Source organism: Streptomyces sp. So13.3, from assembly GCF_005860785.2.
In the GTDB taxonomy this organism is placed as follows: Bacteria; Actinomycetota; Actinomycetes; order Streptomycetales; family Streptomycetaceae; genus Actinacidiphila; species Actinacidiphila fildesensis.
In genome coordinates this window covers 4,760,800-4,775,513 of the sequence record NZ_CP048835.1, presented here as the reverse complement: position 1 = coordinate 4,775,513, position 14,714 = coordinate 4,760,800, and the positions used below count along the sequence as shown (strand labels likewise).

The window sequence follows — 14,714 nt, the reverse complement described above, 5'->3', positions numbered from 1 at the left end:
ACCCACCCGGTCAGAGCGCGTGCTTCATCGCGAAGGCCAGCTCCAGGCGGACCTGCTTGATCCGCTCCTCGACGACGAGCGAACCGTGCCCCGCGTCGTACCGGTACACCTCGTGCACCTTCCCCAGCGACACCAGCCGCTCGACATAGTTGTCGATCTGCCGGATCGGGCACCGCGGGTCGTTCATGCCCGCCGAGAGGTACACCGGCGCGGTCACCCGCTCGACGTACGTGATCGGCGACGAGGCCTCGTACCGCTCAGGAACCTCGGCGGGCGAGCCGCCGAAGAGCGTGCGGTCCAGGGACTTCAGCGCCTCCATCTCGTCGGTGTACGAGGCGACGTAGTCGGCCACCGGGACCGCCGCGAGCCCCGCCGTCCAGGCGGTGGGCTGGGTGCCGAGCCCCAGCAGCGTCAGATAGCCGCCCCACGAGCCGCCGGAGAGCACCAGCTTCGCCGGATCGGCCAGCCCCGAGCCGACGGCCCACTCGCGGACCGCCGCGACGTCCTCCAGCTCGATCAGCCCGACGCGGTGCTTGAGCGCGTCCGTCCACTCGCGCCCGTAGCCGGTGGAGCCGCGGTAGTTGAGCCGTACGACGGCGAAGCCGTGGTCGACCCAGGCCGCGGGCCCGGCCGCGAAGGCGTCGGAGTCGTGCCAGGCGGGGCCGCCGTGCACCTCGAAGACCGTCGGGAAGGGCCCGTCGCCCTCGGGCTTCTGGACGAGGGCGTGCACCGGCCCGCCGGGGCCGTCCACCCACACGTCCTCGACCGGCACGGAGTCCGGGGCCTTCAGCCCCGGCGCCTCCAGCACGATCCCGCCCGTCGTGGACCGCACGACCGGCGGCAGCTGCGCCGACGACCACAGGTACTCCACGGACCCGTCGGGGCGCGCGGTGGCGTTGCTCACCGTTCCCTGCGGGGTCTCCAGCCGGAGCAGCGCACCGGCGGCCAGGTCGTAGCGGAACATCTCGCTGCGCGCCTGGTACGAGTGCACGACGAGCAGCGCCGAACCGTCCGGATACCACTCGGCGGAGACATCGCCCGGCAGGTCGATCGCCAGCGCGGTCTCCTCGCCGGTCCTCACGTCCCACACCATCGGCAGCCAGCGCCCGGCGCGCTGGTGCCTGACGAGCAGCCGGGTGTCCCCGGCCACGGGAGCGAAGCCCAGGCAGTCGAGACCGAGTTCCTCGGTGCCGCCGCGGGAGTCGTCCAGCTCGGCGACGGTCGAGCCGTCGAGCCGCACCACGCGCAGCGCGCCGTGCATCGCGTCGCCGTGCTCGGTGTGCTCGATGACGAGCAGCGTGCCGTCCTCCGACAGGTCGCCGACGCCGGCCGACTCCGCGTGCCGGTAGATCTCGACCGGTGCGGCGCCCGGCCGCACGACGTGGACGGACGTGCCCTCGTCGTCCGTCGACCGGCCGATCACGACGGTGCCGTCCGCGCCGAGCGCCAGCCCGGCCGGGTACGAGGCGTCGAGTCCCGGCGTGGCCGGCTCGTCCTCGCCGCCGCCGAACGGCTGGCGCATCCACACCCCGAACTCGTCCCCGTCGGTGTCCGAGAACCACCACACCCACTCGCCGTCGCGGGACAGCGTGCCCTCCGTCGTCCCGTTCGGCCGGTCCGTGGCCTGGCGGCGTTCGCCGGTGGTCCGGTCCCAGGCGTACAGCTCGTACGTGCCGGTGGCGTTCGACACGAAGAGGCAGCGCTGCGGCGCGTCCTCCGCCCACTCGGGCAGCCCCACCCGAGGCGCCCGGAACCGCTTTTCCCATTCCGGCATGGCAGCCGTGACATCACTCATGCCTCCATCAAACCCGATGGCCGGCCGCCTTCACCCCGACTATCGTCACTCCCCATGTACACGAGGACCCCGGCGGACCGGCGGGAGACCGATCGCGCCAGGTGGGACGTTGGGGTCTCCCCAGCCGGAGGTAGGGGAAGCGTTCCGATCCACACGGCGAGCGAGTCCTACGATCCGGACACCTTCCGGGCCGGCCAGGACGTGATCCGCCCCTTCGAGGCGGCGGAGGTGGGATCGGTCACCGGGAAGTCGCTGCTGCACCTGCAGTGCCGCCTCGGCCTCGACACCCTCTCCTGGGCGCTCCGCGGCGCCTCCCGGGTCGTCGGCCTGGACTTCTCCGAGCCCGCCGTCGACGCCGCCCGCGAGCTGGCCGCCGACCTGGGGCTCCCGCCCGACCGGGCGTCCTTCGTCGCCGCCGACGTGTACGACGCGGCCGAGGCCGTCCCCGACTCCTCCTACGACATCGTCTACACCGGCACCGGCGCCCTGTGCCGGCTCCCCGACATCGTCCGCTGGGCCGAGACCGCCGCGTCCCTCGTCGCGCCGGGCGGCTTCCTGTACCTCGCCGAGTTCCACCCGCTGACGGACGCCCTCGACGACGAATCGGGCTCCCGGATCGCCCACGACTACTTCACTCGCGACGCCTGGGTCGACGAAGCCCCGGGCACCTACGCGGACTTCGACGCCCCGACGGTGAACAACCGCACGGTGGAGTGGGCGCACACCCTCGGCGACGTCGTCACCGCGATCGCCGCCACCGGGCTCCGGCTGGAGTTCCTGCACGAGCATGACGCGACGCTCTTCCAGCGCTTCGGGACGCTCGAACGCGACGGGCAGGGATCCTCCGGGAGGGGCGACGGCTTCTACCGGCATCCGCCGGGCACCCCGCGCGTGCCACTGATGTACTCGCTGCGGGCTTCCCGCGCGCCGGACCTGCCCCAGCCCTAGCCCGGCGGGATCCGGAGGACGGCCGTCCCGCCGTCCGGATCGATCCGCGACCGGGGGCGGTGCCCCGTCCCCCTCCTCGTCGCGCAGCGCCGGCGACGTCCTGCGCTGCTTGAGCTCCTCCTGCTTGCCCGCCGACAGTGTCGCGTGCAACAGCTCGAACCCCGTCGACGCCACCTGGCCCTGCCGTCCGGCCCCCCGCCACGGCAGCATCCCGGCCCGCCCGGCCCGCCCGGCCCGCAGCATCGCCTGATCGACGAACGCGGCGACCGTCAGCGGACCACCAGACCCGGCAGCGTCATATCGACGAACGCGGCGACCCCCAGCGGACCACCAGACCCGGCAGCGTCATGAGGAAGATGAAGGCCATGCCCCCGAGCACCCCTCACCGGAGCCCGGGGGGCGAGAGCCCGTCAGGCGCGATCCGCGGTGAGGGCGTACGACGGCAGCGGCTCGTTGCCCTTGCTCTTCGCGAGGGAGCCGAGCACATCGAGCTGGCTGGTGAGGAACTCCCGCGCCAGCGGCGACAGATCCGCGAACCGCTCGTCGGAGCCGGCCATCCGCCGCGCGGCGTCCACCTCCCAGTCGGCGTCCTGCAGACCCGTCGTGTCCACGTCCTGCTCGGACGCCACCCGCCACCCGGCCTCCGCGAGAATCCGCAGCAGCGCCTCGTGCGAGAACGGCGTCCGCACGTTCCCCTCGCCCCGCGCCCCGACCGCCTCGACATGGCCCTGCACGAGCACGGCGAGCAGATGCGGCAGCTGCTCCACACCCCGCGGACGCAGATCCCACTCCGAGAAACACAGCCGCCGCGCCCACGGCCGGACGCGCGTCAGCGTCCTGAGCAGCTGGTCGAGGGAAGCGAAGTACCAGGAGCAGTGCGACAGCACGACGTGGTCGAACGCGTCGTCCGGGAACGAGACCGCCTCGTCGAGGACATCGACGCCGAACCGGATGTCGATCCGCGACCCGAGCGGCCCGGCCGCCAGGAACGCCGCCGACTCGCCCAGCGTGACCGGACTGCCGTACGAAGGCTCCGCGATGTCCACCCCGACCACCCGCCCGCCGGGCCCGACCGCGTCCGCGAGCACCGCGGTCATGTCCCCCTGCCCGCACCCGACTTCCAGCACCGAGGCCCCGGCGGGAATCCCCCAGCCGTCCACCAGCCCCACCCGGAACCGCGTCTGATCCCGCAGCACCCCAAGATGTCCCACCGCGGCCGCCATGGCTCCCGCGATCGTCTCGACCCTGCCCACAAGAATCTCCCTGCACCGATCCCGCTGCCCCCGCCGCAGCGACTGTAGGTGAGAGATCACCGAAGAGCCCGGCCTTTTCCGCCCCCGGAAACGAGTCAGGGCCCTGATCATCAATGATGATCAGGGCCCTGAACTGCAATGTCACCAGTCGGGGTGGCGGGATTTGAACCCACGGCCTCTTCGTCCCGAACGAAGCGCGCTACCAAGCTGCGCCACACCCCGGTGCAACGAGATTTACTTTAGCGGACGGGAAGCCGGAGACGAAATCCGGTTTTCCTGGGTGGGGAGGCGGGGGCGGGTGCGGTCGAGGGTGATGAGGAGGAGGGCGAGGGCGGAGAAGGCGAGGGCGAGGACGGCGGCGTTGCGGAGGACGGCGGGGTAGCCGTGCAGGTCGACGTCGAGGAAGGGGTAGGGGTAGCGGTTCGGGGGGTCGATCAGGGGGCCGCGGAGGAGGGCGAAGGCGGCGTACGCGAGGGGGAGGGCGAGCCACTGGTAGGCGTAGCGCCACTGGAAGCGGGCCGGGGTGGTGAGGAGGAGCCAGTCGAGGGTGACTGTGACGGGTGTCACGGTGTGCAGCAGCTGGTTGGAGAGGATCAGGTCGCCGGTGCGCTGGGCGAGGTTCTCCGCCTCGGAGAAGCCGCTGGACTCGTTGGCCAGCACGAGGTGGTAGACGAGACCGGTGATCACGATGCAGAGCAGGACCGCGCCGGTGATGCGCGGGGACAGCGGCGGGCGGCCGGTCCAGGCGCGGTGCGCCGACCAGGCGAAGGTGATCGCGATGGCGGCGTTCGTCAGGATGGTGAAGAAGGTGAAGACGCGCAGCGGGTCGGTGTGCACGCACTCGATGGTGATGCCGGTGACGGCGGCCGCGGCGATGAGGGCGCGGCAGAGTGCGACGTAAGGACGACGGAGCGCCGGCTCGGACATCGCCTCACCGTACGGGGCGGCCCGCCTTCCGGGCGGTCAGCGTGAGGAGTGTCGCCTCCGGAGGGCAGGCGAAGCGGATCGGGGTGTAGCGGTTGGCGCCGCAGCCCGCGGAGACGTGGAGGTAGGAGCGCTCGCCGGCCGCGGTGTGGGCGGACAGGCCCTTCACGCGCTTGGTGTCCAGGTCGCAGTTGGTGACGAGGGCGCCGTAGAAGGGGATGCAGAGCTGGCCGCCGTGGGTGTGGCCGGCGAGGATCAGCGGGTAGCGGTCGGCCGCGAAGGCGTCCAGGACCCGCAGGTACGGGGCATGGACGATGGCGAGGCTGAGGTCCGCGGCCGGGTCGGGGCCGCCGGCGACGGCCGCGTAGCGGTCGCGCTTGATGTGCGGGTCGTCGAGGCCGGTGAGGGCGATCTCGATGCCGTCGTCGAGCTTGAGGTGGCCGCGGGTGTTGCTGAGGCCGATCCAGCCGGCGGCGTCGAACGCGTCGCGCAGATCGCCCCACGGGTTGCGGACCACATTGGTGACCGGGTCCGTCTTGCCGTTGAGCCCGTGCTGGCTGCGGGACTTCTCGATGAGGTAGCGGGCCGGGTTGCGGAACCGGGGCCCGTAGTAGTCGTTCGAGCCGAAGACGTAGGCGCCGGGGAAATCCATCAGCGGGCCGAGCGCGTCCAGGACCTCGGGGACGCCCTCCGGGTCGGAGAGGTTGTCACCGGTGTTGACGACGAGATCCGGGCGCAGCCCCGCCAGGGACTGCAGCCAGCGGCGCTTCCTGTTCTGGCCGGAAACCATGTGGATGTCGGAGACCTGCAGGATCCGGATCGGCCGCATCCCGGCGGGCAGCACCGGGACCTCGACGCGGCGCAGCCGGAAGGCCTGCGGTTCGATTGCCGTGGCATAGGCCACGCACGCCGCGCCGACTACCGTTACGCCGAGGGGAACTCCGTATCGCGCTCGCATGTGTCCATCGTCGCAGATGAGATGAGCGCCGCCAGAGCGTGCGGCGCTCCGCTGCCGCCCCGGAAGCCGGGAAAGGCGTTGATATCGACGATGAGCGGGGTCCCGGACCGGTCGGCGATCACGTCCACGCCGTAGACGTCGAGGGCGAAGACCTTGCCCGCCTGCAGCGCCAGATCGTGGGCCCCGGGGGGCGGCGGAGGCGGCGGGGGCTGGCCCCCGGGCTCAGCTGCCGCGCTGTCCGCGCTGTCCGCGCTGTCCGCGCTGTCCGCGCCGTCCGCGCTGTCCGGGCCGTCCGGGCCGTCCGGGCTGTCCAGGGCTCCCAGGGGGGACGGGCGCAGGCCGGTGAAGACCTGGCCGGCGATCACCCACAGCTTGTGGTCCCAGCCGTCGCCCGGCGTGAAGTCCTGGACGACGACCAGCTCGTCCGGCCACCTGCGGGCGAGGTCCCGCAGCCCGGCGGTGTCGTCGACCCTGGCGACGACATCGCCGCGCCGGTTGGCCCGGCTCTTGACGATGAACGGATAGCCCGACGGCGGCGGAGCGGTGAGCCGTGACAGCGGAGCGACGGTCCGGGTCACGGGGAACGGGAGGCCCGCGGCCAGCGCGGTCTCCGCCATCCGGACCCGGTCCTGGCACAGCTCGGTCGACGCGGCCGAGTTGACGACACGCGCACCGCGCCGCTCCAGGGCCCGGGCGAGCCGGATCGCTTGCGGCGTATGGGACTTGAGGAGGTAGACGTCGGCGAGCGCGCCTGGTGCGGGTTCCGTGGCGTGGGCCGGGTCGGTGAACTCGACGTGGGTGTGGTGACGGTCCGCCAGCAGGGTGGCGGTGGCGGCCAGTAGCGGGTGGTCCGGCTTGTCCGTCAGGAAACAGACGCGCTGTCCGGCGGAATCAGCGGTGTTCATGTGCCGGCCTGTGCGGGGACGAAGGCCGCGGCCTGGGGAGTGAGTCCGGCGTGCCCGCCCGCTCCGCCCGTCCTGGCCAGGTCGAGCACGGCCCGCGCCACCCGGGCGACGGCGTCGGGAACCTTGCGGAAGCTCGGGAAGTCGTTGATGTCGACGACGACCGGGCCGTCCGGCCCGAGCAGCACGTCGATCCCGTACAGGTCCAGGCCGAAGACGGCACCGATCTCGGCCGCCAGCCCCGCCACCTCGCGGGGGAGCGGCACGAGCCGTTCGTCCACGGCGAGTTCCGGGCGCAGCGGCGAGGCCCGTACGGTCGCGAACGCCTCACCGCCGACGCAGTACACCTTCAGGTCCGTCCCGGAGTTGGGCACGTACGGCTGGGCTATGAGCAGACCACCGTCCTCAGGACCGGGGCCCGGGCCGGGACCGGAGGCCGCTTCGCCGCTGTCGCCGGACCCCGTGAGCTGGTCCGGCGTGTGCACCAGCCGCACCCCGCGCCCCGAGCTGCCCGCCGCGGGCTTCACGACCAGCGGGAAGTGCTCCTCGGGGACCTCCGCGAACAGTTCGGCCCTGGCGGCCGCGTACGTCACCGGCATCGGCAGACCGTGCTGCTGCGCGACGAGCGCGGTGAGTGCCTTGTCGCGGACCGCCCGGATCGCGCGGGCGTCGTTGACCGTGGTCAGGCCGAGTGCCGCCGCGCCTTCGAGGAGGGTCAGGCCGGGGCCGCCGGAGACGGTCTTGAGCACCCAGGCATCGTGCGCGCCCGACTGCACCGCGGCGGAGAGCCCGGACAGTTCGGAGAACTCGGACAGCCGGATGAGAGAACCGCCGGGGCGGATGACGTCCACCTGGTGTCCCCAGGCGCCCAGTTGCCTGACCACGTCGAGAGGCATGCCGTCGTGACGGTAGTGCTCCTCGACGAGGAAACAGAGCCTCATCTGGTCCCCTTGCCCCCCGGACGTCCGCCGATCCGTCCGGCAGAGCTGTGACCGAACAGGATGCCATGGGGCGCTTGGTGTTCCGGCGCGCGGGACCGGTCCGGGACACCTCCGGGACCTGGACGGGACCTGGGCGGGACGCGGATGGGAGGCGGATGGGAGGCGGACGGGACGCGGACGGGACGCGGACGGGACCCGGACAGGACGCGGACGGGACCCGACGGGACGTCGACAGGACCCGACGGAACGCCGACGGGACCCTGGACGCAGGCGTTAATGGGCGGCAGCACCGCCCTGCGGGTGCGAGACTCGACGGCATGACCACCACGCTCAAACAGCGACTGCACGACGACCTCATCGCGGCCATGAAGGGCCGCGACGAACTTCGCTCCGCCACGCTCCGCCTCACGCTGACCGCGATCACCAAGAAGGAGGTCGCGGGCACGACCGCCCGTGAACTCTCCGACGACGAGGTGCTCAAGGTGATCGCCGGTGAGGCGAAGAAGCGCCGCGAGGCGGCCGAAGCCTTCGCCCTGGGCAACCGTCCCGCCTCGGCCGAGCGCGAGCTGGCCGAGGGGGAGGTGCTCGACGCGTACCTGCCGAAGCAGCTGTCGGACGAGGAGCTGGTCGGGATCGTCACCGCCGCCGTGGCCGAGGCGAAGGCGGCCGGCGCCGAGGGCCCGCGCGCCATGGGCGCGATCATGAAGATCGTGAACCCGAAGGTCGCCGGTCTCGCCGAGGGCGGCCGCGTCGCGGCCGAGGTGAAGAAGCAGCTCGCGGGCTGATCCACCCGGTATCGCACGATCGCACGCGTGAGGGGCGCCACCCGAAGATTCCGGGTGGCGCCCCTCAGCCGTTCCAGCCGTTCCGATCGCAGTCGTTCCGGGCCCCCGCCGTCAGCGGTTGCCGCCCGTCCCGCCGCCCGAGTGCCCGTTCCCGCCGCCGATGATGCCCGGCGGGATGGTGAACGAGGGGAAGGGGTTCGGACTGGCCGGCGGCTTGCCGGTGCCGGCGGTCGTGGCGCCGGTGGTGTGGCCGGGCTTGCCCGGGTTGCCGGGGTTGGGCGGGTTGCCGGGGTTGGGCGGGGGAGTACCGGTCGGCTTCTCCGGAATGTTGAGCGGCACCTCGTTGAACGACTCGACCGGCTTGCCCTCCAGGGCCCCGCTGACAGAGTCCTTCCAGATGGGTGCCGGGCCGTCCGCGCCGTACACCTTGTCGTAGGTCTGGCCGCCGAAGGTGATGTTGTACATCTTCACCGCGTGCCGCGGGTCGCCGATCCAGACGGCGGCCGCCATGTTGGGCGTGTAACCGACGAACCAGGCGGCGTACCGGTCGTTGGTGGTACCGGTCTTACCCGCGGTGGCACGGTCCTCAAGGCCCGCCTTGGCGCCCGTACCGTCGTCGACCACGCCCTTGAGCATGGTGTTGATGGTGTCGGCCGTCGTCTCCGACATGGCCTGCGAGCAGTTCGCCTTCGGCACGGGGACCGGCTTGCCCGTGGTGTCCGTCGCCGACTCGATCGCCAGGGGCACGCAGTACGTGCCACGAGCGGCGAAGGCGGCGTACGCGGCGGCCATGTTGAGCGGTGAGGCCTCGTTGGACCCGAGGGTGAAGGAGGCGCCCAGCTTCCAGTTCGTGCCACCGGCGGCCTTGGTCATACCCAGGTTGTTCATCATCTTCGTCACGTTGCAGAGGCCGACCTCGGCCTCGAGGGAGACGAAGTAGGTGTTGATGGACTTCTGGAGCGCCTCGGGCATCGCGTACGGCCCCTTCTCCTTCTCGTCCTCGTTGTGGACCGGCGAGTGGTCGGTGTAGTTGTTGTTGGCGCAGTCGGTGACGTCCGGGAAGGGCATCTCGTACGGCGCCGGATACTGCTGCGCCGGCAGGTAGCCGTTCTCCAGGGCGGCTGCCGCGGTGAAGGGCTTCATGGTGGAGCCCGGCTGGTACCCGGCCCCGCCGCCCATGTTCCGGTCGACCGAGAGGTTGATCTGCGTCTCGTTCTTGCCGAAGCCGTACGGCCGGGACTGTGCCATGGCCCGGATCTTGCCCGTACCCGGTTCGACGAGGGTGACGGCGGCGGCGATCGGGTCGTCCTTGTAGACGTGCTTGGCGATGCCGTTCTGAGTCGACGCCTGCGCCTGCGGGTCCAGCGTCGTCTTGATCGTCAGGCCGCCCTGGCGCCAGCGCTTCGCGCGGGCTTCCTTCGTCTTGCCGAAGGCCGCGTTCTGCAGGAACGTGTTGCGGACGTAGTCGCAGAAGAAGCCGGCGCCGTTCACGGCGGTGATGCAGCCGTTCTTCGGCTTGCTGATCTTGAGGCCGAGCGGCAGCTTCTTCGTGGCGTCGGCCTGGGCCTGGGTGATGTCCTTCAGGTCGGCCATCCGCTGCAGTACGAGATTGCGGCGCTTGATCGATTCCTGCTCGTCGTTGACCGGGTCGAAGCGGCTGGGCGACTGGACGATGCCGGCCAGCATCGCGGCCTCGCCGACGGTCAGGTCCTTGGCGTGCTTGCTGAAGTACCGCTTGGCCGCTGCCTCGACGCCGTAGGCCTGCTCGCCGAAGAACGTGATGTTGAGGTAGTTCTCCAGGATCTGCTGCTTGCCGAGTTCCTTCTCGACCTGGATCGCGTACTTCATTTCCTTGATCTTGCGGCCGACGGTCTGCTGGACCGCCTGCGCGACCTTGTCCGGGTCGTCGCCGGCCTGCTCGATGAAGACGTTCTTCACGTACTGCTGGGTGAGGGTGGAGGCGCCCTCGGAGACGCCGCCGTCCTGCGCGTTCTTGTTGAGCGCGCGCAGGATGCCCTTGAGGTCGATCGCCCCGTGCTCGAAGTAGCGGGCGTCCTCGATCGCGACGATGGCCTTCAGTATGTTCGGGCTCATCTGCTGGATCGGGATGACGGTGCGGTCGCGCGAGTAGACGGTCGCGATCAGTCCGCCGTTGGCGTCGAGGATCTTCGAGGCCTGGCTGAGCGGAGGGCGCTTCAGCTCACCGGGCAGGTCCTGGAACCCTGAGGCGGTGCCCTTCGCCGACAGGCCGAGGGCGCCGGCGGCCGGCAGGGCGATTCCTGCCAGTACCACTCCGGACAGGACACTGACACCGAGGAACTTGGCGGCCTGCTGGGCCGTCGAGAGACCCCCGCCCGATCGCTTGTGAGGCATGGAGGCAGCCTACGTTGCGATTCCCCGGACGTGCGCCCATCTGTTCGCCTACTCTGTAACGGACAGGCGCGGTCGCTGAGCGTGCGCCTGTCCTCCATCGTCACTCTTGTGGGTGATGAGAACTGCCCGAATTCCTGTCATATGCCGGGCGACTTGGGCGATATGCCAGGCGCAGTGACCGCTCTGCCCCATAAGTCCGAAATGGGTGCCGCTCACTCCGTTGGGTGATCTGCCGCACACCCATAGTCCATTCGGGCCATCGAAGATTGGGCCTGAAAGGGCTGTTGCGTCACGCCTACCTTCCGTAACGTCCTCAACTGGCAACGGTGAATATGCCGGTTGCCGCCGTGGGGGAGCCTCGATTCGGGAGAGGACGGCGCCAGCATGAGCAGCTGGGTAACCGACTGGAGCACGCAGGCAGCGTGCAAGACGACTGATCCGGACGAGCTTTTCGTCCAGGGAGCGGCCCAGAACAGGGCCAAGGCGGTATGCACCGGATGCCCGGTGCGGACGGAGTGCCTGGCGGACGCACTCGACAACCGGGTCGAGTTCGGCGTGTGGGGCGGGATGACGGAACGCGAGCGCAGGGCACTGCTGCGACGCCGTCCAACGGTGACCTCGTGGCGCAGGCTGCTCGAGACCGCCCGTACCGAGTACGAGCGGAGCACCGGCATCCTGCCGCTGGACGAAGAGGACGACTACGCCGCCGCGGGGTGATCCCCGGCAAGCCGTTCGCCGATCGAGCGCAAGCCGTCCAGATCGTGCACGTCGCCCGGTAGGGCCGCTACGTCGACCATCGGCACCTCAGGGTGCACGGAGACGAAACGGTCCCTGGTGCGGCGTTCGCGCGCGACCACGCGCATGCGCTCGGCGTGCAGCCGCAGCAGCCCGGCGGCAAGCCTCTGCTCGGGCGGAATCGTCATGTCGTCGGCCGCTTCGGCCGGGGTCTTCGGGTCCGTCCCGTCGTCGGTCCCGTCGGCAACGGAGTCAGCCTTCCCGGCCTCACGATCCACAATGCCGCCGTCCACAAGATTTTCCCGCGGCTCCTCGAGCGCCTGAGCGGCGGCCAGCGCCCGCTCCGCCGTGAGCTGCGGCGCTCCGCTGCCGTGCACCCGGTTCAGCACCAGGCCGGCCAGCGGCATGCGCTCGGCGGCCAGCCGCTCGACGAAGTACGCGGCCTCGCGCAGCGCGTCCCGCTCAGGCGCGGCCACGACGAGGAACGCCGTCCCGGGGGCCTGCAACAGCTTGTACGTGGCGTCCGCGCGCTTGCGGAAGCCGCCGAACATGGTGTCCATGGCGGCGATGAAGGTCTGCACGTCACCCAGCAGATGTGCGCCCATCACCTTGCTCAGGACGCCCGTCATCATCGACATGCCGACATTGAGGAACTTCATCCCGGCCCGGCCGCCGACCTTCGCGGGCGCCATCAGCAGCTTGATGAACTTCCCGTCCAGGAACGAGCCGAGGCGCTGCGGGGCGTCCAGGAAGTCCAGCGCGGACCGGCTCGGCGGGGTGTCGACGATGATCAGGTTCCAGGCGTCCAGCGCGCGCAGCTGGCCCAGCTTCTCCATCGCCATGTACTCCTGCGTGCCCGCGAAGCCGGCCGACAGGGACTGGTAGAAGGGGTTGTCGAGGATCGCGCGGGCCCGCTCGGGGTCCGCGTGCTGGAGCACGACCTCGTCGAAGGTCCGCTTCATGTCGAGCATCATCGCGTGCAGCGTGCCGCCCGCGGACTCGTCGATGTCGGTGACCGGGCGCGGTGTGTTGTCCAGCTCGCTGAGGCCCATCGACTGCGCGAGCCGGCGGGCCGGGTCGATGGTCAGGACGACGCACTTGCGGCCGCGTTCCGCGGCACGCACTCCCAGCGCGGCGGCGGTCGTGGTCTTGCCGACGCCGCCGGAGCCGCAGCAGACGATGATGCGGGTCTTGGGATCGTCGAGGAGCGGGTCGATCGCCAGCACCGGACTCTCCAGATCCCCCGGATTCTCCAGGCTCATGTCAGTTCCCCCCGCCGACGTGCCCATGTCGGTTCTCCCCGCCGGCTCCTACCCATGTCAGCTCTCCCCGCCCGTCATTCCCTGCTTGCGCAGGCTGTCGGCCAGCCGGTAGAGGCCGCCGAGGTCGACGCCCTCGCCGCGCAGTTCCAGTTCGTACGTCGGCAGGCCGAGGGTGGCGATCTCGGCGCGCTCGCGGCGCTCCAGCAGGACGCGCTGGGCGTGCTCGTGGGCCTGCGCGAGCAGCGGGTCGACGAGCCGCTCCGCCTGCCCGCCCTTGCGGGCACCGCCCAGGCCGGCCTGGGACAGTGCCTTGGCGACGGCGGTGCGCCGGCCGTTGGCGGCCGATTCGAGGTCCGCGTCGTCCAGCAGCACCGGGCGCAGCATGTTGACCACGACGGCTCCCACGGGCAGCCCGGCCGCCCGCAGTTCCGCGACGCCGTCCACGGTCTCCTGGACCGGCATCTCCTCCAGCAGCGTCACCAGGTGCACCGCGGTCTCGGTGGACTTCAGCACCCGCATCACGGCCTGCGCCTGGTTGTATATCGGCCCGATCCTGGCCAGTCCCGCGACCTCGTCGTTGACGTTGAGGAAGCGGGTGATGCGGCCGGTCGGCGGGGCGTCCATCACGACCGCGTCGTACGCCCGCCAGCCCGCGTTGTCCTTGCGGCGCACGGCCTCGCACGCCTTGCCGGTCAGCAGGACGTCCCGCAGACCGGGGGCGACGGTCGTCGCGAAGTCGATCGCGCCGAGCTTCTTGAGGGCGCGGCCCGCCCGGCCGAGCTTGTAGAACATGTCCAGGTAGTCCAGCAGCGCGAGCTCGGGGTCGATGGCGAGCGCGCGCACCTCGCCGCCGCCGGGCGCGACGGCGATCTTCCGCTCCTCGTAGGGCAGCGCCCCGGTCTCGAAGACCTGGGCGATGCCCTGCCGTCCCTCGACCTCGATCAGCAGCGTGCGGCGGCCTTCGGCGGCGAGGGCGAGCGCCAGAGCGGCGGCGACCGTGGTCTTCCCGGTGCCGCCCTTGCCCGTGACGATATGGAGCCTGGTGGGGGTGGACTGTTGAGGGCTCACCCTTCGAGCCTAACCACTCGGCCTTCGGCCCAAGCAGCCCACTGCCCAGGTGTGGCCTCTATCTCCCGGCGGGACCTCGCCGGGCAGCGCTGGCGGGTGCTGGCCGGGGCGGGTGGGAGCAGGCGTTACAGTCGGCTCCATGGCTAAGTGGGAATACGCGACCGTGCCGCTTCTTGTGCACGCGACGAAGCAGATTCTGGACACGTGGGGCGAGGACGGCTGGGAGCTGGTCCAGGTCGTACCCAATGGGAACAACGCGGAACAGCTGGTGGCCTACTTCAAGCGGGAGAAGCAGGCGTGAGCGCGGTCGAGGACAGGATCGCCTCGCTCGGGATGACGCTGCCCGCCGTCGTGCCGCCGCTGGCCGCGTACCAGCCGGCCGTGCAGTCGGGTGTGTACGTGTACACGTCCGGCCAGCTGCCGATGGTGGACGGCAAGTTGACGGTGACCGGCAAGGTCGGCGCCGAGGTGACGCCCGAGGAGGCCAAGGACCTGGCCCGTACGTGCGCGCTGAACGCGCTCGCGGCGGTCAAGTCGGTCGTCGGTGACCTGGACCGCATCAAGCGGGTCGTGAAGGTCGTCGGTTTCGTCGCCTCGGCGACGGACTTCACCGGGCAGCCGGCCGTGATCAACGGTGCGAGCGAGCTCCTCGGCGAGGTGCTCGGCGAGAAGGGCGTGCACGCGCGCAGCGCCGTCGGCGTGGCCGTGCTGCCGCTGGACGCTCCGGTCGAGGTCGAGATCCAGGTCGAGCTGGTCTGACGCCGGGTCGC

The 14,714-nt window shown here is 71.0% G+C and carries 14 protein-coding genes and 1 tRNA gene; 5 read left to right on the top strand and 10 right to left on the bottom strand.

The features are described from left to right. Positions 1-10: 10 nt before the first annotated feature. The gene (locus C8250_RS21425; RefSeq protein WP_138358718.1) at positions 11-1,795 is read right to left on the bottom strand and encodes a prolyl oligopeptidase family serine peptidase; all 1,785 of its coding nucleotides are present in this window, start codon (positions 1,793-1,795) and stop codon (positions 11-13) included. Between the two features lie 54 nt (positions 1,796-1,849). On the opposite strand from C8250_RS21425, the gene C8250_RS21420 reads away from it, so the two are divergent. Beyond that, positions 1,850-2,743: a methyltransferase domain-containing protein gene (locus C8250_RS21420; RefSeq protein ID WP_138358716.1), complete on the top strand. Its 894-nt coding sequence runs from the start codon at positions 1,850-1,852 to the stop codon at positions 2,741-2,743. Between the two features lie 410 nt (positions 2,744-3,153). On the opposite strand, the gene C8250_RS21415 is transcribed toward C8250_RS21420, so the two are convergent. The 6 genes from C8250_RS21415 to C8250_RS21390 form a co-directional block, all read right to left on the bottom strand. Further along, the gene (locus C8250_RS21415; protein WP_138358726.1) at positions 3,154-3,966 is read right to left on the bottom strand and encodes a methyltransferase domain-containing protein; all 813 of its coding nucleotides are present in this window, start codon (positions 3,964-3,966) and stop codon (positions 3,154-3,156) included. A gap of 178 nt (positions 3,967-4,144) precedes the next feature. Beyond that, positions 4,145-4,218, bottom strand: a tRNA-Pro gene (locus tag C8250_RS21410). A 12-nt stretch (positions 4,219-4,230) separates the two neighbouring features. Then, positions 4,231-4,923: a Pr6Pr family membrane protein gene (locus C8250_RS21405; RefSeq protein ID WP_138358714.1), complete on the bottom strand. Its 693-nt coding sequence runs from the start codon at positions 4,921-4,923 to the stop codon at positions 4,231-4,233. 4 nt (positions 4,924-4,927) lie between these two features. Continuing rightward, the gene (locus tag C8250_RS21400; RefSeq protein ID WP_138358712.1) at positions 4,928-5,878 is read right to left on the bottom strand and encodes a metallophosphoesterase; all 951 of its coding nucleotides are present in this window, start codon (positions 5,876-5,878) and stop codon (positions 4,928-4,930) included. Beyond that, complete coding sequence (locus tag C8250_RS21395) at positions 5,845-6,783, bottom strand: alpha-L-glutamate ligase (protein ID WP_187144932.1); 939 nt, start codon at positions 6,781-6,783, stop codon at positions 5,845-5,847. The genes C8250_RS21400 and C8250_RS21395 overlap by 34 nt, the downstream gene beginning before the upstream one ends. Then, positions 6,780-7,721, bottom strand: a complete 942-nt coding sequence (locus C8250_RS21390; RefSeq protein ID WP_138358710.1) for a hypothetical protein — start codon at positions 7,719-7,721, stop codon at positions 6,780-6,782. Before C8250_RS21390 ends, C8250_RS21395 begins: the two co-directional genes overlap by 4 nt. Positions 7,722-8,038: 317 nt before the next feature. On the opposite strand from C8250_RS21390, the gene C8250_RS21385 reads away from it, so the two are divergent. Next, a complete protein-coding gene (locus C8250_RS21385) occupies positions 8,039-8,506 on the top strand; it encodes a GatB/YqeY domain-containing protein (protein ID WP_138358708.1) in 468 nt (155 codons plus the stop codon). A gap of 111 nt (positions 8,507-8,617) precedes the next feature. On the opposite strand, the gene C8250_RS21380 is transcribed toward C8250_RS21385, so the two are convergent. Further along, positions 8,618-10,879, bottom strand: a complete 2,262-nt coding sequence (locus tag C8250_RS21380; RefSeq protein ID WP_138358706.1) for a transglycosylase domain-containing protein — start codon at positions 10,877-10,879, stop codon at positions 8,618-8,620. A 384-nt stretch (positions 10,880-11,263) separates the two neighbouring features. Here C8250_RS21380 and C8250_RS21375 point away from each other — a divergent pair, with 384 nt between their 5' ends. After that, a complete protein-coding gene (locus tag C8250_RS21375; protein WP_138358704.1) occupies positions 11,264-11,596 on the top strand; it encodes a WhiB family transcriptional regulator in 333 nt (110 codons plus the stop codon). Here C8250_RS21375 and C8250_RS21370 read toward each other — a convergent pair. Together C8250_RS21370 and C8250_RS21365 are read right to left on the bottom strand one after the other, a co-directional pair. Further along, positions 11,578-12,876 (bottom strand): ArsA family ATPase, encoded by a 1,299-nt coding sequence (locus C8250_RS21370; RefSeq protein ID WP_138358702.1) that lies wholly within the window; start codon positions 12,874-12,876, stop codon positions 11,578-11,580. The genes C8250_RS21375 and C8250_RS21370 overlap by 19 nt on opposite strands. A gap of 57 nt (positions 12,877-12,933) precedes the next feature. Then, a complete protein-coding gene (locus C8250_RS21365) occupies positions 12,934-13,944 on the bottom strand; it encodes an ArsA-related P-loop ATPase (RefSeq protein ID WP_138358700.1) in 1,011 nt (336 codons plus the stop codon). 139 nt (positions 13,945-14,083) lie between these two features. Here C8250_RS21365 and C8250_RS21360 point away from each other — a divergent pair, with 139 nt between their 5' ends. Then, a complete protein-coding gene (locus C8250_RS21360; RefSeq protein WP_138358698.1) occupies positions 14,084-14,245 on the top strand; it encodes a DUF4177 domain-containing protein in 162 nt (53 codons plus the stop codon). Further along, a complete protein-coding gene (locus tag C8250_RS21355) occupies positions 14,242-14,703 on the top strand; it encodes a RidA family protein (protein ID WP_138358696.1) in 462 nt (153 codons plus the stop codon). Before C8250_RS21360 ends, C8250_RS21355 begins: the two co-directional genes overlap by 4 nt. Positions 14,704-14,714 lie beyond the last annotated feature (11 nt).

Coding starts and splice junctions, on each gene's coding strand:
- C8250_RS21425 (WP_138358718.1), bottom strand. CDS start 1,795: ATGAGTGATGTCACGGCTGCCATGCCGGAATGGGAAAAGCGGTTCCGG.
- C8250_RS21420 (WP_138358716.1), top strand. CDS start 1,850: ATGTACACGAGGACCCCGGCGGACCGGCGGGAGACCGATCGCGCCAGG.
- C8250_RS21415 (WP_138358726.1), bottom strand. CDS start 3,966: ATGGCGGCCGCGGTGGGACATCTTGGGGTGCTGCGGGATCAGACGCGG.
- C8250_RS21405 (WP_138358714.1), bottom strand. CDS start 4,923: ATGTCCGAGCCGGCGCTCCGTCGTCCTTACGTCGCACTCTGCCGCGCC.
- C8250_RS21400 (WP_138358712.1), bottom strand. CDS start 5,878: ATGCGAGCGCGATACGGAGTTCCCCTCGGCGTAACGGTAGTCGGCGCG.
- C8250_RS21395 (WP_187144932.1), bottom strand. CDS start 6,783: ATGAACACCGCTGATTCCGCCGGACAGCGCGTCTGTTTCCTGACGGAC.
- C8250_RS21390 (WP_138358710.1), bottom strand. CDS start 7,721: ATGAGGCTCTGTTTCCTCGTCGAGGAGCACTACCGTCACGACGGCATG.
- C8250_RS21385 (WP_138358708.1), top strand. CDS start 8,039: ATGACCACCACGCTCAAACAGCGACTGCACGACGACCTCATCGCGGCC.
- C8250_RS21380 (WP_138358706.1), bottom strand. CDS start 10,879: ATGCCTCACAAGCGATCGGGCGGGGGTCTCTCGACGGCCCAGCAGGCC.
- C8250_RS21375 (WP_138358704.1), top strand. CDS start 11,264: ATGAGCAGCTGGGTAACCGACTGGAGCACGCAGGCAGCGTGCAAGACG.
- C8250_RS21370 (WP_138358702.1), bottom strand. CDS start 12,876: ATGAGCCTGGAGAATCCGGGGGATCTGGAGAGTCCGGTGCTGGCGATC.
- C8250_RS21360 (WP_138358698.1), top strand. CDS start 14,084: ATGGCTAAGTGGGAATACGCGACCGTGCCGCTTCTTGTGCACGCGACG.